Here is a 20,911-nt window from a genome sequence, read left to right as displayed (position 1 = left end):
GATTGTATTCATGAATGAAAAAAAAGGTATTATAGATAATAAGTGCAAACTTTGTGGCGGACCACTTAATCTGGCATCGCAGCATGATGGAAAATGCAGATGCGAATACTGTGGTGCAGTCAATGAAATTGGTGACGACACAGAAAGACAGCGTGAGGACGTAGAAAGATGGCTGAAAGCAGCAGTTAAGTATCGTGATAGTTATGAATTTAACTCGGCTTTAGAACTGTATGAGGAAATATTGAAGATCTCTCCAGATAACTACGATGCAATATGGGGCAGACTGTGTTGCAGATATGGGGTAGTATATGTAGAGGACGAAAATGGAAATGGCGCTTTAACCTGCCACAAATTAGTGGATACAAATATTTTTGAGGATAAAGATTACTTAATGCTTAAGACAGTACACTGGCTGGGAAAATACAGGCGTCTGATAAGTGATGTGGAGCGGTTTTCACAGATACAGGCAGAAATAAAAAAATTAAGAAATAATGGCGAAAAAAAATACGATGTTTTTATATGCTACAAGCAGAGAGAACTTGATGGAAGAGGCGTAACAGTGGACAGTTTTGACGCTGAAATGCTGTATTATACATTGAAAAGAGAAGGATATAATGTATTCTTTTCAAAAAAGACACTGAGAAACAGGGCCGGTGTATTATATGAGGCGGCTATATTTGATGCTATTAGTTCTGCAAAGGTTATGATCGTATTGGGATCTAGACCAGAGTATTTCAGAAGTACCTGGGTAAAAAGTGAATGGCAGAGATTTCTTGCATATATGAAGGGGGATCTTACTGAAAAGCTTCTTGTTCCGATGTATAAAGGGATGTCTATACAGGATCTTCCAAGAAAACTAACAGATTATCAGGCTATTAATTTCGATCTGGATGAAAGAAATCATTTTTCGGAACTTATGAGAAATATAAGAAGTGTAATCAATAAAGATACATATACAATTCGCGAGGAAAAAGTACAATCCGCAGAGATAGACGAAAACATACAAAATGCGATCAATATGCTCGCGGAAAAAAGTATGGATATAAGACAGCTGGACTGTAAAAATGAGCCAGGTATAATAAAACTGATTGAAACTGATACAGCATTTTCATCATATCTTTTAGGCTGTATCTACTATGTACAGGGCAATAATCTGGAAGCAAAGCGCTATTTCCAAAGATCAGCTGATAAAGGGAGCGAAGAGGCAAGAAAGCAGATAGCGTTTATGTGTGACAATAGGATAGTATGAAAATAAAAAAGAGGTTAAAGGTAATCTTTAATCTCTTTTTGCACAATTCCGGGTTTGTATAATATGCTAAATAATTATGATACCATTCTGATAGTAACTGAGAAAGCAGCTAATAAGGATGTGTCAAGTTTTCTATGAAAACTTGACATGTAGTGCCAGCCATTTGCCGAAGGCAAATTTTGCATGGCTGGTGTTCAATGGAACAGGAGGGTATTGATATGAAACATAATTTTATTTTTAAGGCAGCTATTTTGATCGCATTGCTTGTGTTCCTTGCGGGAACACCGTATAAGGTATATGCAGACGTTCAGGAAAATATTGTCACAACAGAAGACGGTTATGCAGATAAACAGAATGACAATGTTTCGGGAGAAACAGACACAAATGAAATTGACAACTTGGAAACCCCGGAGAAAATAGATTCCGAAGAGAATACTGTAGACGAAAAAAAGACAGAAAAAGAAGATAAGGTAACGACTGAAAATGCTACCGAAAACTGGCGAAACCTTAACTGGCCTATAGCAGTTATAGCGGTACTGCTCACGGTGTTGTGTGTAATAGGAATTATGAGGGCTTACAAAGATAAGAAGAATTCACAGTATTTTCGTGAACTGTTAGAGAATTTTGACAGAGAGTATGACAAATATAAACGCAATTACGCTTATTGCGTTGAGGAAATATTAAAAAAAGAAAATGATTATTCAGAAAAAGAGCGTGCGGGGATACATGCAATGCGCAAAGATATAGCAGAAGTATATATTAAGATGTCTGAAATAAAAAAACAGAGAGACTGTTTTAGTGTGAAGAATATGAGAACAGGCGGAAAGAGCATCAAATCTGATATGAGGAGCATGAAGGATCTTTATAAGAGTGTGCAGCAGTATGGAAAAAGATTAGAGAGATATCTATTTAATATGCGTGCAAAAGACTGATGTATATATTCAAAGCAGACGAGTGATTCGCAGATTTATATGAAGAAGTTTATATAGAGAATTTATACAGAGAAAATTATATGGAGATAAGTTATGGGAAAATTAGATTTTTGTCCGTATGATGGAAAAAAGATAGATCCGAATAATCTTGCATACGAGGTAATATGTGCAGATGACTGGGACTGGAATCGTGTAAAGAACGAGACTGTAATATCAAATAAAATCAGATCATATATATTGGAAAATGATGTTTCACGTCAGAAAAATCTTCAGTTTGTGGACAGAGAGCAGCATGTAATCCTGTTGGCAAGTCAACGGGAAAATAGTAAAAATGGCTTGGAGCTGTTAAAAGAGCTTGTTCAGAACGGGGAAAATGAAGAACAAAAAGAAGTTGAAGAAATTTCGAAACATAGTTCAGACAGATTTGAGGATAAAATGAAAAGAATATATAGTATGCGTTTTGATCTGAATGAAACAGATACTAAAGCAGATACAGAAGGATTAAAAACATGCGAAATTTCAGGAACAGGATTACAGTTTTCTTCGGAAAATGGATTATGTACGTTTTTGAATGAAGCAGCAGATCCGGTATTTTATGCTTTGCCATGCTGTCCATATTGTCATAACAGACTGCCGGCAGGGTGGAATGAGGCTGATGACTTTATAGGCATTTCACTGTTTGGATCGCATGGTGCAGGAAAGACTTCTTTCTTATATTCGTTATTCAACAATAAGGCGGAAAGTCTGGCGCAGACTGTATTGCTGAAAAATGAATCATTGTCGATACGACCGGCCCATTTTGAAAAAGATAGAAAAGATACAATTTATGCATATGTGTCAGAACAGGCAGAAAAAATGTGCACTGAGAATGGAAAATGTCCAGTGAATGAAAAGTGTGGTGAAAATGTTCCTGTTTTTCTCAGAGCAGATTATGGAAAAGGTGCTGACCGCAAAACATTGATAGTAGGAATATATGATAATCCAGTCAGCTTTATTGACCGTATGGATACAGTAACTAGCGTTAATGGAAATCAGCTGATAAATCATCTATATGCTGATATGTATCTGTTCGATCCTCGTGATATGGGAATAGAAAATATATCCCTGAAAAGAATGAAGGGACACAGCCGGTTCAAAAAATGCAGCGTGATGTCCTTGGCAGAGCAGGCAGAATTTCAGAAGGAAAACAGAGATGCGGTTGTTCATGCAAAAAAAATACTTGAAGCAGGGTATGAAAGCGATACAGGAGAAAAAGCAGGCAATTCCATCCCGACACTAAAGATTTATGAACATGTTGTGTCGATGTATAGAAGATATGCAGCTCCGGAATATTTATCTAATAAGCGTTTTTTAGGTGTGATATCAAAAAGTGATCTGCTGCGCGGCAAGTTATCTAGCGACTATGATGAATTGTTATACAGCCGTGAGAAAACATCTGCTGTGGATGCAGAAGATATTGCCGGAAGAAGTAAGGCGGCTGAGAAAATGCTGGAATCTTATGGAATGCTGGGGCGAAGCAGCCTTCATATGTTTGAGAAAGATTACGGGAAGGGTATAAGCTGGCACAGTATCAGCTCCACAGGATGTGATGCGGTGGAGAATGATCATTTGCTGGGAGCTTATGCGCCGGTTAATGTTGGTGATCCTGTTATTTCATGTATTATAAGCAGGATAAAAGAATTAAATTGGGCATAAGAGGAGATATAGAAGAACTATAGAGGAAATATAGAAGAAACATAGAAGAAATATAGAGGAGATTTTGTAATATATGCAGGATGAATATTCGGGAAAATGGGTAAAAAAGTTAAGAAACGGGATGCGGCAGAAAGAGTTCTGTAAACATATATATGTATTTAAAAAGAATGGCAGTGAATGTGATACAGTACACCGTAATACGATTGGAAACTGGGAAAACGGTAAAACCAGTATGCCAAGAGATATTGAGACTTTTTTATCTCTTGCATTATGGGAGTATGATCATTTTGTGTATAGTGCGGAAGAAGAGGTGGACTCTGACGAAAACATGTCTGGAAACCGCAGATACCAGCATGCGAGGAAAAGACTCCTTGAAATGCTCCGATTGGATTTATATTGCAAAAACCTGCATGATGCACTGCTTATTCAGGTCGCACGCGGCATTTTACAATTTAAAGAGGTCCCGGAGTTAGAGAAAGAACTTGAAAGTAAGCTGAGTAAAATTGAACTTTCAACAGAAGAAAAAAATGTTTATGCGATGGAAAGGAATACTGTTTCAATCAGCGCCGACTTAAATAGGGTAAGAAATGTTGATGAACTGATCAATTTGATAACAGTGGTACATAAAAATTCATTTGCATCGTCGAACAGAACAATAGGTGTAAGGTTCAGAAATATATATGAACAACGAGACAGGTATTATAAACATGTGTCTTTGGAGCGGGCGATAGTTAATCTTGCACCAAATTACCGGAATAGTTATGTAAGGATGTTTTCAAGTTCATTCATATCCAGAGAATGGCTGATCGACCTGTGTGTTCATTTGCGGTTTAATTATGAAGAGGTCTCATTAATGCTGGAATCTGCACATATGGTACAGTTATCGGAGTATGAAAGTTCAGAAAAATATTTTACGGAAGGCGGGTTGATGGCAGTTGCGGATAATAGCCGTAGTTTTTCTGAAAAAAGCCTTAATGACAAATTGATAATTATGTTAATCTTAGGTGGATATATGAAAGATCATGGTGAATTGCCGGAATATGTATCAGCTAGGCGGATTCTGGAATCATTTTCTATATATGATCAGGGGGCATCTCTTGTCGAGATGTTTTACAGCACAGTATTAGACTCATGTAAGACAGGTGAAGGAAGTTTGGATGTAGAATTTGAAGATATCTGGAAAGTGTTTGCTGCAACAGAGAGGTATCGGGCGTGGGCTGAATATATGGACATGGAAAATGACGCTGTTTATCTTGATGATAGATTATATCAGACTGAGTGCGAAGGGTATGAGGCATATACGGAACTGAATGAGAGACAGATAACCAGAGTAAAAACGCGAGATGAAATACAGATGATGCATTTTCTTGTTGCGATGTATTATTCCGTGCTCCTCAATAAAAAATATGAGGGCAAACTTATGGACAAAGATTTGCTTGAAACAAAGATAATAATAGGAACAGACACAAGTCTGAATAAATTTATATATGGCTTTTTCTCGACATTATTTGGAATTTTTATAGGCGAGGAAACCATATATGAAAATGAAAAAGGAAAATATTATGTAATTAACCATGTTTTAAATAATAAAACCAGAGCTTTAGATATTGGAGAAACTCTGGAAAATATATATGAGGCAATTGTTGAGTTAAGTGATCAGGAAAATGCAGATCAGAAGTAGCGGCGATGCCAAAACTTGGGTTGGTAGTCCAGGCCATTAAATAACCATATAATAAGACCATCAATTACAACAACAAATTCAAATGAAGGAAAGGTGATGGTTTTTATGTTAGGTTATTTAATTGGTTTTGGACTTTTTGTTTTGGTGGCACTTTTGGTGATGTATCTTTCGCATGGAAGTGGAGTATGGAAGGACGTAAAGAATAAGAAAAACAAAGCGTTGAATTCTTGCGGACCTATAAAGAATCTTCAGAACGTGAAGATTGCAAACGGTCCGGTTGTATGTGTTAAGTGTCCAGGGGAGGTGGAGTATAGACAGATAAAAGTTGTTACAAGGAGTGCAAGAATTGGAAGTGGCAATGGAAATGAAATCGTTTTAAATGATGAGTTTGCAGAACCGGTTCATGCAGTTGTAAAAAAAATCGCTCAGGACAGCGGAAGTTATTATGAGTTAGTAAATATGTCAAAATACAATCCGGTTCAGTGGTTTAACCAGGATATAAATGACTATGAAACGATAGGATACAGACGGGGACTGAAGCTTAACGGTAAGGAAGTATTCTATATCGGAGAAAGCAAGATAATAGTTACATGCCCGACGAACAATCATAAGCCAAGTAAAACGGAGCGACTTGTGATGAGTGCCGGAGCAGAAAACAGGAGTGACGAGAACAATGACAAAACGCAGGTGGCATCGGCAAAGCCTGCTCCAGAACCGACAAAAAGAATTGAACCAACAAGAGTGTATGATTGTATGCACAAAGCAGACTAGAGATTTGGAGGTGAGAGCATGGACGGAAATGCCAATGAAAGATTTACAGACTACAGGATGAAGAGCATGTGCTCAAGATTGTTTGCTTATATTGACCTTAAAAGCATAGTGGTAGTTCTGGCTGTGGAGCTTGGAATGATGCTTGTGGCACTTTATAAAGGATGTGGTGTTTCTTATATTCCAGTTTCGCTGGTTATGATGTTATTTACAGTTGTTGGATGTATAGGTTCAACATTTGCAAAGGCAGATAAAAAGCTGTTCATAATCGTAATAGTTCTCTTAAATCTTGGATTTTTGGTGCAGAATATCCAGGATAGAGGAAACGGAGCTGTGATATCAGCGTTGATTAAGCTGGTGGTGGTACTAGGATCTGCTGTTATAGCATTTGCATTATATTCAAGATTATCAAAATGGATATCTGAAGATAAAGTAGTAATTGGAATGATGTTTCTCCAGTATGGCATATCTATAGCAGTATTGTTTTTAGGACAGCTTGTTGGTGACAGAGGCGACCAGGGGGCAACAATTTCTATTGCAGGCACAACGCCATTTGAGTTTGTAAAGATCATGTATATTTTTGTAGCTGCCGGGCTGTTGTGTAAGGATAGCGATACTATAAAAATAATAAAATGGGAGATTAACAGAGGCATTATATTGTTTGTACACACAGCAATTCTCAGCATTGTATTTGTTTTGTGCAGTGAGCTCGGAACTTTGATGATAGTTTATATTACAGGGCTTATCATGCTCCACCTGTTCGGCTCGCACAACAGATGGACCGCAGCTTTGAAGATAGTATCTGCAGCCGGATTTGTGATCGTGTGGTTAGTGAGTGCAAAGATCCTGTTCCCAATCATGGTACAAAATGAGGGTGCCCTGCCGGGCATTGTATCAAAGATAGTAAGACGGTTTGGAGCTGTTTTTCATCCTGAATTATACATGAATGATTATGGATATCAGGGTACAAAAGGACTTATGTCTATTGCAACAGGTGGGTGGTTCGGAATTGGAACAGAAAGACACAGGATAGATCTTCCTGAAGCAAATAATGATTTTATATTTGCAAATATTATAGAAACATGCGGAATTTCGATAGGAATTATTTTGATCATTTTTATTCTGGCCTTCGTCAAGAGGTCAACGTATATAGCAGAGAAGTGCGAGAATAACTATAGTAAGGGAGTGACAGCTGGAATAGCGTGTCTGATAGCGGTAGAGAGTATCATTCACATAGGTTACAACATGGCTTTGCTTCCGATAACAGGTATACCGCTTTATTTCCTTTCGCAGGGATTTTCAGCAATTGTAACCAGCATGTGCCTGGTAGCAATACTGCTTGTTATTTCAACAAAAATTGAATTGGAATCAGAAGAGACATTGAGCTAAGAAATGACGGAATAGAAAGGTGGATGCCAGATGAATAAACATGAGAGTAACAAAAGAATAAGCGCAGTATGTATGATACTTGGAAGCATGCTGATTGCGGAAATTGCCGCACTGTATATGAACTCGGGCGTAGTAAAAGGGGTAAACAAGCGTGCGGATAATCTCAAGGTATATGCTAAAGTGGAAAAGGATGACGAATCGATTCTGCCAGGGGATATATATGACAGAAATGGAAACGCTCTTGCTGTTACCGATTATGTAGACGGCGATGAAAAGAACGAAGTCAAGACGGTATACAGCAACAGCATGGCTTATGCACAACTGCTTGGGTACACCGGAAGACATGTATTTTATCCACTGGCAGAAACTGCTGAGGATGTAGTCGGAAGCAGAAATGATGCACGTCTTATGGCATTCCTTGATGAAAATTATTTTGACGAGGACGGTTCGATATACAATACGGTTAATCTGGACGGAAGAAAAGGAGAGAGTGCTGTTCTAACTATAGATGATGGGTTACAGAACCATGTGTATGAGGCAATGAGTAACTACATCAGCTCAACGGATGATATAGGTTCAGCAATCGTTATGGATGTGGAAACCGGAGCAATTCTTGCAGATGTATGTTTCCCTACATATGACTTTAACAATCTGGAAGAAGCCCAGCAGAAAATGGTTGAGGATCAGAAGAACACTGTATTAGAGCCTGGATACCCAGTAACATATAAGAATCCGCAGGCACCGGGAAGTATATTTAAGGTGCTGGTTGCAGCGGCTCTTATAGATCATGATATGGAAGATTTCACAGTGAAGAATACTTCACTGCAGATGGATGGTGGATGGATCTGTGACGCCTACAGTTACAGGACAAGTACTCTGGATGTTGAAAATGGTGATGAGATAGATCTGGAAACGGCATTAAATATATCTTCAAATGTTTATTTTGCACAGGCTGCCTTGGTTCTTGGAGAAGCCCGGCTTAATGAAACAGCTGAAAAATTCATGCTTACAAATGATGGTGATGGCTTCCTTCTTGATTTTGGTGAGGTCAGATATAACTGGAATACAGATGTTGCTGAAGACATATTTGCACAGACAGGATTTGGACAGGGGGAGACAGAGATAACAACTGTTCAGGCTGCAATGATAGCCCAGGCAGTTGCAAACGATGGAAATCTGATGAAGCCTTACATGGTTGATTCAATTATAGATGCAGACGGAAAGACAGTATACAGTGGAAAACCAGAGAAAATGGGACGTGCCACGAGTAAGAGGGCTTCAAGAATACTTGCAGATTATATGAGATCCACTGCGCAGGAGTGCTGCTCTCTTCATGGCCTGGAATATGAAAAAGAAGTATTTGATGAATACGGTGTGGCTGGAAAAACAGGAACTGCTGAAACGGGTGATGCTGATAATACTATGAATGCATGGTATATAAGCTTTGCACCATATGATGATCCAAGATATGTTGTGGTTGCAAATCAGTGCAAGGTAAGAGGTAAGGAAGGCAGTGATATGATACCTATAGTTGCAGATATATATAATTACCTGTTTACGGAATTTGAAGAATAAAATATCATAGAAATATGTAAGATAGGAGCGTTTATGGATTATAGAATATATTCAGAAACAGAGAAAGCTGCTGACAAAAATCATCGTGAAAATGAAGATAGTTTTATGTATTCACAGTTTTCCTTTATGAAAGATAAAAAAATACAGCTGATCGTTGTTGCGGATGGAATGGGAGGCCTTAGCGAGGGCAGACGAGCCTCTGAGAACGCAGTAAAAGGTTTTATGAATACTTTTTACGTGAATGTTATGGAGCAGTATATGAGCTCGGATATGGATGAATTTTCACTGAAATACAGTATTGGTGATATAGAAAAAATAATGGTAAAAGCAATTCAGGCTGCAAACAGAAAAGTGTGTGATGGAGCGGATGAATTCGAAGCTACTGGTTCTACGATCAGTGCGGTCTGTCTGATTGATGACTGCGCTGTGATTGCGAATGTTGGAGATTCTCCAATATACCTATACAGAAAAAACGCCAAAAAGATGAAGCTGATGTCGAAACTCCAGACTGTTGCAGAGCAGGCAGTTGCTGCAGGTACGTATGAACGGTATTCTCCAGAATACTATAGAAATGATCATATATTATACTGTAGCCTGGGACAATATGATAAAATACTGGAAGATGACATATATGTTAGTTCAATTGGAAATCTAAAAAGTGGAGATGCAATCCTTACAGGTTCAGATGGATGTTTTGGGCATATGAATGAGAAAATACTTGGAAGGATAATGAATGAATGCAGCACACAGGAAGAGGGATTTCTGCTCAATCAGATATTTTCACTGGCAAGGATGGACAAGGATGATGACCAGACAGCTTTTTTGTGTATAGCCGAATAGCAGGTGGAGGGATTTATGAATACTTTATTTTTTGAAACAGGAGATTACATCACAGACGAGAATGGTGAACCGCTGTATGTTCTTGCCACTCCTGCAAGATACAATGACAAATATTATGTAGTACGAGCGGTAGAAACCAAGACAAACAGGGACTGTCTTCTCAAATTCGTGGAGATTACGGATGACTCGTATAAGCTGAACAATCTGCAGAGAGAAGGGGCTTTCTGTTTTTATCATCCGTATATAGAGCATGTATATGGCAATTTTACGGGGATAACTCCAAGCGGTGAAAAGATATATGGGGTGGAACTTGAATTTGTCAAAGGAAAGACATTGAAGGACTTTCGCTTTGATTTGGAAAAAAAGATCGCATTTGATGAGATCACAGAAGAACAGGCAGAGTGGCTTGTTTATCGCCAGATGATGCAGTTTTTATATGGAATGAAATATTATACGGAATATTCCAGGCAGGCTTATCTGCACAGGGATATCAAGCCGGAAAATGTAATGATCTCAGATAGAAATTCTGATGTTGTCATTGTGGACTTTGATTTTTCACACATTGCAGGCAGTAAAAAAACGATGAATGTCGCAGGGTGGGACATAGGTTTTAGCAATGGCTATACGTCGCCCGCAATATTCACAGATAAGAAAATAACAGAGTGGGATATTTCCACGGATGTATATTCTGCTGGAAGATTGTTTTTCTTCTGGTTAAATGGACGAGAGTATTTTACCGATGAACAGTTAAAAACAAAGCATGAGAATTTACTTTCTTCAACGATATATTGCATGGATAAAGAGATCGGCTATGGAATTAAGGCAAATAAGGACAGGTTCAAAAAGAAGTATCTTGGAAAAAAATATGAGCCACTGCGAGATATTCTGGCAAAGATGTGCTGCAATCCGGAAACAAATGAGTGCTATACAAAAGTGTCAGACATAATTTCGGATATGAAGAGTTTTCTGCTTGATCAGTGCAATGGCTCATGGGATCTACTGGAAACAAAGCTTGAGTTAAAGAAATCAAGACTGAATCACGAAGAAAAGTCAGTAAAAGAAAGAAAACACATTATGGTTGTATGCAAGAATCCAGATGGCGAAAAAACAGGAAGCCCGCTTTATGAAGCTTCTGTGCGGGATATAATCTGGGATGGAAAAATTATGTTTTCAGTATGTAATTATAAAAATAAAATCACAGTAATACCGCTGCCGGGACGAGATATTGATATATGCAGCAGACAGGAAATCGGAGCTGATAGCGAAAAAGGCAGTGACAGCCATAAAAGTTTGAAAATGGAGATAAAAGACGGAGATAAGGTCGTGTGTGACGGCGCAGCATTTGAGCTTACGATCAGATAGTATAAATTGAGAAGAAAACAATGAATGTGATTAGTGCAGGAAGGTGGTTAGAATGGGTGATAATAAAATAATACATACAAAGGTTATATCGGGTGAAAATAAAACAAAAGCTTTGGTTCTTGGAGTGGTACTGGATGCAACACTATCTTTTTCAGTTGTGTATGGACAGATTTATTATCTGATAGAACATTTGCTCATCAATCTGAAAACGTTAAAGAAAGATAAATGTGATATAGATATCAGTTACAGTGTTGTTCTGTTGCATGATAAACCAGAAAATATGAGATTTTCCGGAAAAAGATCAATTTCAAAAGATGAGGATGAGGTACTCAGAAGCCTTGCAGATATCTCATTTTATGGTGGAAGTGATGATGGACATGAAGAACTTAATTCTGCGTTAAATCTTCAGCTGAAGACTATAAACCAGTACATGGACTCTGTGTGTAAGCAGGATAAAAATGTGTCAGTTTCTCAGCAGCTTATAATATTAACAGATTCGGCGGCTGCTGTAGGAAAGGAGTTTCAGAATTTTACACAAAATGAACCAGGTGTGTACGGTGATTACACAAACCATGGATTGCAGCAGGCATTTATCATTTCGAATGGCGGAGATTATATGCCACAGCTTCGGATTGTGAACTTAGAATATTCTCTTACAGAAAATAATGTGAATACGTGTTCATACTATGATATTCAGGATATTTTGGACAAGGACGAGGAAGGAACACTGATTATGGCAGAAATGCTGGCAAAAAAAATTATTCAAAGTGCATAATATAGCAAAACAGAAAAACGTAATAAACCCAGAATAGTATAAAGCAAAAACAGATAAAAAAATATGATCAGATAAATAAAAGACGAATAACTTTGAAGAAGAGAGGGATTACATATGGCACTAAGTGATTTTTCACAGGAATTTCAGTTGGAGAAAAGAAATCTCTATACTGTAATTTGCATAAATCAAAAAACAGGATGTGGGACAGAGAGCAGAATCAACTACCTGATATACCAGACGATTGAAAGGTTAAAGGAAGAATTAACAGATTACAATGAAATACATGTGGCATATGTCTATGAAACTCCTGGCCTCATGGGTGTAAGGAAATTTGAAATATTAAATGGTGAGACGCAGCCTTGCTACAGGGATGTGTGTGAAAAATCTGATGACCATAATATGAGTCACGTTTTTTTTATCGGTTTTAAGATGCTTGAAGAGATAAGTGATGATGAAAAAAGATTGTATTATATTACAGAGGAGAATCTGCCACGTGTTAACAGTATAGTGATACAGAGAGAGAACCGGCTTGAGGTTAATGAATTATTGAACGATTCGGACGTCGAGGTTGTTCTTTGTAAGCCGGATACATTGGGAAGTGACATATTTGAAGAATATATTGATGGCTGCAGAAACGGAAAGGTAATGAGGTTGTAGAGTTTATAATATAGATAAGAAAGCATAGTTGGGCACATGTTGAATCAGAAATTAACTGAAATAATATAATTTGTACATTCACTTGAAATTCACTTGAAATTATTTGTCAAATGTGATGAAAAATATAAGAAAATATAGTAAACTTATAACAGTGTGTATAAAGCAATAAATGTATGGTGTGAGGGGATATGACATGGAGATAATAACTGATTCAGATAAAACTTTCATATATCCAACGGTTTCCGCACTGGGCGCAGTTGATAAAAAAAGGTACGAGGAAAGTCTGGCGGCAAAGAGAAGGACATTATGTAAAATATGTAAAATTTCATACGACAGCAAAAAATATGAATCATGTCCGCAATGTGAATTGAGAAAAAGATATAATGAGCTTGAGAGAGAGCTGGCTAGCGAAAAGCGAAATAAAGTTACGAGTTCCGCAAATATGCGTGCTGAATATAAAAAGGGCGACATAATCCGAATCGGTAAATATGGAGGTCAGCCTGTTGAGTGGATGGTACTAGACGTCGATAATAACAAAGCCTTGCTCATATCTAAAAAAATATTGGATATAAAACCATATAACTTGGACAACAGTGGAGTTACTTGGGAAAGCTGTTCGCTTCGAAGATACCTTAATACCGATTTTCTGGAAACGGTTTTTTCAAATGATGAAAAAAAAGGTATAGCGAAAATAAAAGTTGAAAGTGGGAATAATACTTTAAATGACAGAAGCGGTGGCAAGAGCACAGAGGACAAAATTTTTTGCTTGAGTTATTCAGAAGTGAAAAAATATTTTCCACGGAAAAAAGATAGAATTGCAGTACCGACGGATCGGATTGTAATTGAGGCTGATGATATAAAGAAGCGTTTTGTAAAACGTAGAACAGGCGGTGGCATATGGTGGTTGCGTACTCCTGGAATATATGAAGATTTTACAATGCATGTTGATGGTTCAGGTTGGATTAATGAGGTTGGCAGCACCGTTAATAATACTTATTGGTTTAGTGGCATCAGACCTGCGCTGTGGATGAAGTTTTAGTGAATGAGAAGTGACTTTATTTAAAAATGTATTTGGAAGTGCATTCAAATATAAAAACAATACTGGAGAAACAAGTATGCCGATTTATAAGTGTCCCAAATGTGGATGTGATATACAGGAAATAGAATATCAAAATTCTGTAGAGATTGCCAGTTATCCGACAATCTCCTGTTTGCGTGATACAGACAAAGGGAGGTACGAAAAACGCAGTGGTTCAAAAAGAAAAGCCACGTGTCCCATTTGTGATATTGAGTATGATAAAAATAAATATTCGACATGTCCGATGTGCGAACTGAAAAAAACAAATAAAATATTGACACAAAGATTAACAGAAATGACAAAGACTGAAACGCAGGGATTAGATCATTCTAAGCAGCGAGGTAGCTATATGAAAGGTGATATCGTCAGATTTGGTTCATATGCTGGAAAAACTGTAGAATGGATCGTTCTAAAGGCAGATAAGGATAAAGTCTTGCTTTTGTCAAAGTACGTTTTAGATGTGATTCCATATAATTCTGTACATAGAGCTGTTACATGGAAAGCGAGTTCACTTAGGCAATATCTGAATCATGGCTTTATTGAAGACGTATTTTCAGCACTTGAGCGCAAACAGATAGAAAATGTAAATGTAGATAATAGAAATAATGGAAAACACAATAGAACATATGGCGGAGAAGATACGTATGACAGGATATTTTGCCTGAGTATAGATGAGACAGAACAATATCTAGAGAATGATATAAAAAAAAGAATGGCGGAAGCGACAGAGTTTGCAAAATCCCGTGTGAATGAATCTTTTGTAAAGTTTTTTATCAATGATAAAACTAATTCAGCCAGTTGGTGGTTGCGATCCCCAGGCTTTGATAGCAAACTCGCATCGTGTGTCGATGGGACAGGCTGGATTAATGCAGGTGGATTTAAAGTGAATGATTCATCTGTCGGTATTAGGCCTGCGTTATGGATGAAAGTTTAATGAATGATTACTTTAAGCATAAATGCAGTTTTAGGCAATGGTTATAAAATAGAATATATAGTGTGTATGGTGTTCAATCAGATAAGAGGGATAGAAAATGCATAAGAACAAAAATAATAAAAGAGAGACAGAGAAACAAACTAGTCAGACAAGAAATACTGTAAATACTACAGTTGCTTCGGAGAAAGAGCCGGAATGTCTTAGATATGCGACAGTGGCGCATCTGACAGAGAAGGAGAAAGAAAAATATAGCAATGATAATGTGAGTAGAAGTAAAGTTATATGTCAGATTTGCGGTGTGGAATATAGTGAAAGTATTGCGTCAAAATGCCCGGTATGTGCGATAAATGAAAAGCTGGCAGCATTGAAGATAGGTACGATAGTTGCTGATAATGGTGTAATAAAAGTAGAAACAAACAAAGATAGTGTAAATGATAATAAAAAAATAAGTGAAAAAAGCTTTAAGATGTCTACTCATAACTATAGATACGGAGAGATCGTAAAGATTGGAAGTCTTGATGGTATGCCAATTGAATGGCAGATTATACAGGTTAAAGGAAATGAACTGCTTGTGTTGTCTAAGTATGGTATTGAAGCGAAAGCTTATCATTCGAAGAGTGGTTCTGTAACATGGGAGACAAGTACAATACGGCAGTACCTAAATAATGAGTTCTTTAGTAAATGTTTTGACATAAAAGAACAGAAACTAATACAAACTACGAGTGTTAAAACTAATGACAATGTTTTAACAGGAGTATCAGGCGGCAAGGATACGAGTGATCGGTTGTTCTTATTGTCAATTGATGAAGTAAAAATGATGTTTAATAGTAATCAAGCTAGAAAATGCCAGGTGACTGAAAGTGCAAAGAATAATGGCGCATTTGCAGATGCGAAAACAGGTACAGGATGGTGGTGGCTGCGTACGCCAGGTGAGAAGGATATCTATGCGGCTTATGTATCCGCAGATGGAGTTATAGTTAAAGGTGGCTGTTATACTGGAAGTTCTCGAGGGCTATTAAGACCTGCCATGTGGGTGGATGGAAACGCGTTGTAGAATATAGCTGAAGTTCAATATCAGGGAAAGAGTAGAAATGGATCAAATAATGAATCAGATAATGGGAATGTCTGGAACTGAAAAATCTGAATATGTTCGGTATGCTACGATATCAGTGCTTAGTGATTGCGATAAAAAAAGTTACAATATGGATAATGCACTGAAAAGTCCAAAGCTGTGTCAGGAATGTGGAATAATATATTTCACATCTATATCTTCTAAGTGTCCGTTGTGTGCGATGAAAGAAATGTTTTTATCTTCACATGCGATAGGTACGGAAATAGAAAAGAAAGGCAAATCGCAGCAGCTTCATAATTACAAAAAAGGTGACATAATAAAATTGGGCAAATGTGCCGGGCTGTCTGTAGAATGGACTGTCCTTGATACAGAAGCCACCAGAGTGCTGCTTCTGGCAAATGATGTCTTGGATGTAAAGCCATATTGTAGTTCAACGTACATAAAAACGACATGGGCTGAAAGCTCACTTCGTAAGTATTTGAATGACGTGCTTTATAAAGAAGTATTTTCAGATGAGGAACGTGAAAAGATAGAAAGTGTAAAGCTTGATAACGAAAATAAAGAAAAAGAGTTAGACATAGATGGAGCTGGTGAGAGCGATAAAGTATTTTGTCTGAGTGTAGAAGAAGCTGAAAAATATTTTCAAAATGATTCAGAGAGAAAGGCAAAGGCAACAGACTATGCAAAATCGAAAGTTGGAGAAGATGCTTTGACATATTTTATCTATGAAAAAACAGGAACTGCACGGTGGTGGCTTCGTTCTCAGGGAACTGACAGTGGAACGGCAGCAACTATAGGTGGTGCAGGGTGGATAAATTACGAGGGCATTTATGTTAACAATCTCTCAGTTGGTGTCCGACCTGCCTTGTGGATGAAGTGCTAGTATGCTAATTAGAAAAAACATATAATCGAAGGAAAAATAAATGATGAAGTATCCAACAATTTCAAGGTTAAGTATAGAAGATAGAAAACAATATAAAGATAGTCAGAAGAAGTAGTCATTATCAAGCTTTGATGATGTTATGCTGTACGTATTGCAGGAATATTATCTGAAAGACAGGCGTTATAGGAATAAATCCAGTCTACAGTCGATGGCATATAATCTGGCACCGCAGTTTGTCAATGAAATAAGTGTCTTTGGTGTAATGTATGATGCTGGATTAGGGAAATTACTTGAAAGTGAAAGAAAACCTGAATATGGAGATATAGAAAATTGCAAGAAGCAGCTTAAGCAGGTTTTTGCTGAACCTCAGGTGGATAATGTACTGAACATAGTCTTAAAAGCGCTTGGTGAGGAAAAACTGTTAGCAGAAAATAAGGCATACAATACAAATAAAACGAATGTAAAAACAGAACAGCCAAGACCTGTAGCGACAGAGCAAAAAAGCAAGGAAGTAAAGCCGGAGAGGCAAAGTATAAATGATAATGGGATACATAGTATTAAGCCGGAACCAAATGATGCGCACAAAGAAGCATATACTCAAGATCAGGTTATCATACCAAAAGAAAAAAATAAAAAGAAAAGCCGGAACAGGATATTGCTAGCTGTGCTTGCTGCGCAGTTGATTATCTGTATTTTGATTGGCGTAGGGATTAGCAGCATGAAACAAAAGAATACAGTTACAGATGATAAAAAAACCGTTTCAACACAACAGGCTTCTTCTACAGAAAAAAAGAGTACAACAGAAACCAGCAAAACGAGTAAAAAAACAGAGAGAACAACTGCGAAAGAAAGTGATTTAAAGCAGAATACAGATATTGAGTCTGAATATGATGACAACCAAATAGTTGGTTGTATAGTGCACGCTGGAGAATATACTTATATTAACAAAAATGGTGTTGTAATTGAGACTTCGACCCTTGAGCTATATGATGATGTGCTGTGCATATATGGGGTTCATGTAGAAAAGCGTACAAACAGGATATAAACTCAATACCGAAGATGCCACAGTTTTGAATGATATACTTACTGTGTTGCAGTTGATAAATAAGTATGATATGCAGTTTGATCGGGTAAGGTATGGGTTTGGTTTTGTTTTGTATAGGAATGGTATAAGGATAATAATGGGAAATATTGACGGCTTTGAGTTTAAATTGAGACATCTAGGGGCGATACTATCAGAATTAGAAGGCAAAAAAGGCAATTTGGATATGTCGAAGTATAATGAATCAAATTGTAATGTTATATTTAAAGAGAATAAAGAGGAATAGGTTATTGATTGGTTGAGGGGAGAAGTAATATATGGACAAACGATATCCAACGGTGTCAACTTTAAGCGTAGAAGATAGGAAGCAATATAAAAAGAAAAATATTGCAACGACCAGAACATCTTCTATTCGGAAAGAAAACAACAGACATATGCGCTTTATAATATTGGAAGTTGGACTTCTTGTTGTGATTGCCGTACTGGTTATAATAGTGTGCGTAGTGATGAAGAATGGGCGAGAGTCAGTTGACGAATCAACATCAGCAACAGAGCAGATATCCGCAGTTTCTACAACAGAACAAGTCACAACAGAACAAATTGCAACAGAAGATCCACGACAAGAAACGTATGAAATGGCATGTGAGGCTTATAATGCAGAAAATTATGAGACTGCCCAAAGTTTATACATGCAGATAGAGGATTACAAGGATTCAAAGAGTTATCTCAATGAGATAGGTTCATATTATTACAATCAACTTGATCAACTTTATAAAAATGGTGAGTATGATGAATTAGCTGGTGTAATTGAACTGTGTGATGAGAAGTCGGAGTATCCAGATGGATATAAGAAAACACAAAAGAAAAAGGATATGTACATAAGTGAAATTGCAGAGAATGTTGAGAATGAGGCCCTTAACTTGCTATATAGTGAGGGGTATGACTCTTTTGAAAAATATGTGGCTGATTCAGAAAATGGGCTGTTTAATTCGACGGCGGCAAATACAATTATAGAAGCCTATAAACCGGTATATGTGAGTAGTCTTACGCCATATGAGGAAGGTGAATGGCAGCAAGCTGAAAAAATCGCTGATTCAGGGTGGTCTAATAGAGACTTAGAGTTTGAAGATGGTGTATATGATGATGCAGGAAATGTTCATAATAATTGCCTGGTAGGTGGCGGCTGCAGTCTCGCATATCATATTGGTGGGAAATATTCTAGGCTTTCAGGTACTATGTTTGTACAGCAGGATAATCAGGCAACAAGTGACTCGCCGGTGTTTTTACTTATAAGAGATGGTGATGGAAATGACCTGTATAGGGACACTTTGGTTTCAGGATATGATCCTAAATATTTTTCGATAGACGTGACAGGAATAGAAGATATTGTAATATATTTTGATGGATTTAGAGGTGGATTTTTAGATTCTTATTATTATGGTGGTGTAGGAGAAATGTCATTATATAAATAGCAATGGTTTTTATTACAGGATATGAGAAGAGATTGTGGAAAATAGCGATAGGAAACAACAAGAGAGATGGAAATGGGGGATAAAATTATGAATATTATTTGCTTTCATGCACCTGATGTGGAATGGGGATATATGAGTAATTGGTATTATTCGGATTTTATAGTGGATGGTATTGAATTCAGTTCAATGGAACAGTATATGATGTACAGCAAAGCAATGTGTTTTGGAGATAAGAATATAGCTGTACAGATTCTTAATACAAGGGACGTAGCTGTGATAAAAGATTTGGGACGTAAGGTTTCAGGATACAATGATCATGTGTGGAATGGTTTGAGACAGATTATTATATATGATGGATTGATGGCGAAATTCACACAGAACATTGCGCTTAGAAAAGCCCTAAAGGCAACAGGAAACGCAATCCTTGCGGAAGCTGCAGCGAGTGATAGTGTATGGGGAATTGGTTTATCTATCAAAGATGAAAGAAGATTTGATATGAGAAATTGGCGTGGACGAAATCTTTTAGGATATGCTCTTATACTTGTAAGATCAAAGCTGTGATCTGAATAACAGATTAAATAATGGCACGATCGTAACAACTTGGATTACGACCGTGCCATTTCAGTTTTCCACAACAGAAGCGTCTGTCAGGTAAAGTGTGTCAATTAATCTGATTTTTATGAATGCCAGAAAAGCTTTATTTTAAGTATTTTTGAATACCACTCTTGCTTACCGGGTGCATTTTTTTAGACACATTCTTCTTGTTGACCTGGGTTCTAGTTTTTCTGAATGTTGTTAAGCTTATTTTCTTCCCAGTTGAGGATGTGCATTTGTTCTCGATTACTTTTCCGTTTTTATATCTGATATTTCTGTCGATGTCATAATACATGGTGGTTTTGCTGAAAGTAAAGTGTTGCGAAATTCTTCCGTGCTTACTGAATTTGTATGTGGATAAGGTGTGATAACGTACAGCCCCAGCGGAACTGTAATCATCTTCAATTGTATAGATGCCTGTAGTTGATACTCCGTACAGGCTTCCTCTTACAGGAATAGCTTTATACTTACCGTTCACATGCATATAAACCTCTGAATAAGTCATAGTTCTGAGACCTAATCGACCTGTTACAATGATATCCTTGTGTCCGTCTCCATTGATGTCATAAACATAGAATTCTGGATTATACATTATTCCTTGGGTTTTGCTTTTGTAATATGTTCCGTATTGAGTTTTGGTGATTCCGTTGAGCAACCACTTGGTATATACTTTCCTTTCAGCTTGTGTCATAGTTGCGGTAGCTGCCTCGCTTTGAGTTATGGATGCAAACAGCAATACACAAGTCATAAGTAAAATACCTAATGTTTTTTTGATTTTGTTCATCTTCATGGCTATTCTCCTTTGTATTATTAGTACTTTTTATTTTAGCACTCCATCCTAGCGATGCCTTTTTAATTGACTAATCTGCAGAGTTTAATGCTTATAGTTACATTACATTTGAAGATTTCCGAG

General features: G+C 37.3%; 20 protein-coding genes. 19 read left to right on the top strand and 1 reads right to left on the bottom strand.

The annotated features are described in order from the left end of the window. Window positions 1-10 precede the first annotated feature (10 nt). The 19 genes from DW159_RS05310 (at window position 11) to DW159_RS05220 (ending at window position 19,965) form a co-directional block, all read left to right on the top strand. On the top strand, window positions 11-1,249 hold the full coding sequence (locus DW159_RS05310) for a toll/interleukin-1 receptor domain-containing protein (protein ID WP_117549193.1): 1,239 nt from the start codon (window positions 11-13) through the stop codon (window positions 1,247-1,249). A gap of 218 nt (window positions 1,250-1,467) precedes the next feature. Next, complete coding sequence (locus DW159_RS05305; RefSeq protein WP_117549191.1) at window positions 1,468-2,181, top strand: hypothetical protein; 714 nt, start codon at window positions 1,468-1,470, stop codon at window positions 2,179-2,181. Window positions 2,182-2,274: 93 nt separating this feature from the next. Further along, complete coding sequence (locus DW159_RS05300) at window positions 2,275-3,876, top strand: hypothetical protein (RefSeq protein ID WP_117549189.1); 1,602 nt, start codon at window positions 2,275-2,277, stop codon at window positions 3,874-3,876. A 73-nt stretch (window positions 3,877-3,949) separates the two neighbouring features. Then, window positions 3,950-5,557 carry a helix-turn-helix domain-containing protein gene (locus DW159_RS05295; protein ID WP_117549187.1) on the top strand — a complete coding sequence of 536 codons (1,608 nt, stop codon included), beginning with the start codon at window positions 3,950-3,952 and terminating at the stop codon, window positions 5,555-5,557. A gap of 105 nt (window positions 5,558-5,662) precedes the next feature. Then, a complete protein-coding gene (locus DW159_RS05290; RefSeq protein ID WP_147323104.1) occupies window positions 5,663-6,328 on the top strand; it encodes a hypothetical protein in 666 nt (221 codons plus the stop codon). A gap of 18 nt (window positions 6,329-6,346) precedes the next feature. Beyond that, complete coding sequence (locus tag DW159_RS05285; protein ID WP_055280530.1) at window positions 6,347-7,714, top strand: FtsW/RodA/SpoVE family cell cycle protein; 1,368 nt, start codon at window positions 6,347-6,349, stop codon at window positions 7,712-7,714. Window positions 7,715-7,744: 30 nt separating this feature from the next. After that, window positions 7,745-9,289 (top strand): penicillin-binding transpeptidase domain-containing protein, encoded by a 1,545-nt coding sequence (locus tag DW159_RS05280; RefSeq protein ID WP_117549183.1) that lies wholly within the window; start codon window positions 7,745-7,747, stop codon window positions 9,287-9,289. A gap of 33 nt (window positions 9,290-9,322) precedes the next feature. Next, on the top strand, window positions 9,323-10,129 hold the full coding sequence (locus DW159_RS05275) for a PP2C family protein-serine/threonine phosphatase (RefSeq protein ID WP_117549181.1): 807 nt from the start codon (window positions 9,323-9,325) through the stop codon (window positions 10,127-10,129). Window positions 10,130-10,144: 15 nt separating this feature from the next. Beyond that, a complete protein-coding gene (locus DW159_RS05270) occupies window positions 10,145-11,491 on the top strand; it encodes a protein kinase domain-containing protein (protein ID WP_117549179.1) in 1,347 nt (448 codons plus the stop codon). A gap of 52 nt (window positions 11,492-11,543) precedes the next feature. Next, a complete protein-coding gene (locus DW159_RS05265; protein WP_117549177.1) occupies window positions 11,544-12,266 on the top strand; it encodes a hypothetical protein in 723 nt (240 codons plus the stop codon). Between the two features lie 114 nt (window positions 12,267-12,380). Further along, window positions 12,381-12,923 carry a hypothetical protein gene (locus tag DW159_RS05260; RefSeq protein WP_117549175.1) on the top strand — a complete coding sequence of 181 codons (543 nt, stop codon included), beginning with the start codon at window positions 12,381-12,383 and terminating at the stop codon, window positions 12,921-12,923. Between the two features lie 193 nt (window positions 12,924-13,116). After that, on the top strand, window positions 13,117-13,962 hold the full coding sequence (locus DW159_RS05255) for a DUF6273 domain-containing protein (RefSeq protein ID WP_117549173.1): 846 nt from the start codon (window positions 13,117-13,119) through the stop codon (window positions 13,960-13,962). A 76-nt stretch (window positions 13,963-14,038) separates the two neighbouring features. Further along, window positions 14,039-14,935, top strand: a complete 897-nt coding sequence (locus DW159_RS05250; protein WP_117549171.1) for a DUF6273 domain-containing protein — start codon at window positions 14,039-14,041, stop codon at window positions 14,933-14,935. A 97-nt stretch (window positions 14,936-15,032) separates the two neighbouring features. Continuing rightward, a complete protein-coding gene (locus DW159_RS05245) occupies window positions 15,033-15,989 on the top strand; it encodes a DUF6273 domain-containing protein (protein ID WP_117549169.1) in 957 nt (318 codons plus the stop codon). A 37-nt stretch (window positions 15,990-16,026) separates the two neighbouring features. Beyond that, window positions 16,027-16,890 carry a DUF6273 domain-containing protein gene (locus DW159_RS05240; protein WP_117549167.1) on the top strand — a complete coding sequence of 288 codons (864 nt, stop codon included), beginning with the start codon at window positions 16,027-16,029 and terminating at the stop codon, window positions 16,888-16,890. A gap of 139 nt (window positions 16,891-17,029) precedes the next feature. Then, window positions 17,030-17,935 carry a hypothetical protein gene (locus DW159_RS05235; RefSeq protein WP_117549165.1) on the top strand — a complete coding sequence of 302 codons (906 nt, stop codon included), beginning with the start codon at window positions 17,030-17,032 and terminating at the stop codon, window positions 17,933-17,935. 25 nt (window positions 17,936-17,960) lie between these two features. Further along, on the top strand, window positions 17,961-18,218 hold the full coding sequence (locus DW159_RS05230; RefSeq protein WP_117549163.1) for a hypothetical protein: 258 nt from the start codon (window positions 17,961-17,963) through the stop codon (window positions 18,216-18,218). Window positions 18,219-18,249: 31 nt separating this feature from the next. Further along, window positions 18,250-19,404 carry a hypothetical protein gene (locus DW159_RS05225; protein ID WP_117549162.1) on the top strand — a complete coding sequence of 385 codons (1,155 nt, stop codon included), beginning with the start codon at window positions 18,250-18,252 and terminating at the stop codon, window positions 19,402-19,404. 87 nt (window positions 19,405-19,491) lie between these two features. After that, window positions 19,492-19,965: an NADAR family protein gene (locus tag DW159_RS05220; RefSeq protein ID WP_187115855.1), complete on the top strand. Its 474-nt coding sequence runs from the start codon at window positions 19,492-19,494 to the stop codon at window positions 19,963-19,965. A 136-nt stretch (window positions 19,966-20,101) separates the two neighbouring features. Here the strand turns inward: DW159_RS05220 and DW159_RS05215 are convergent, their stop codons facing one another. Then, entirely contained in the window at window positions 20,102-20,788 is a 687-nt protein-coding gene (locus DW159_RS05215; protein WP_117549161.1) for a hypothetical protein, read from the bottom strand. Window positions 20,789-20,911: the final 123 nt, after the last annotated feature.

The sequence above is a fragment of the Coprococcus sp. AM14-16 genome, from assembly GCF_003434675.1.
Lineage (GTDB): Bacteria > Bacillota > Clostridia > Lachnospirales > Lachnospiraceae > Coprococcus > Coprococcus aceti.
Note: the sequence above shows the minus strand (reverse complement) of the source record. Positions and strands in the feature narration are given on the sequence as shown.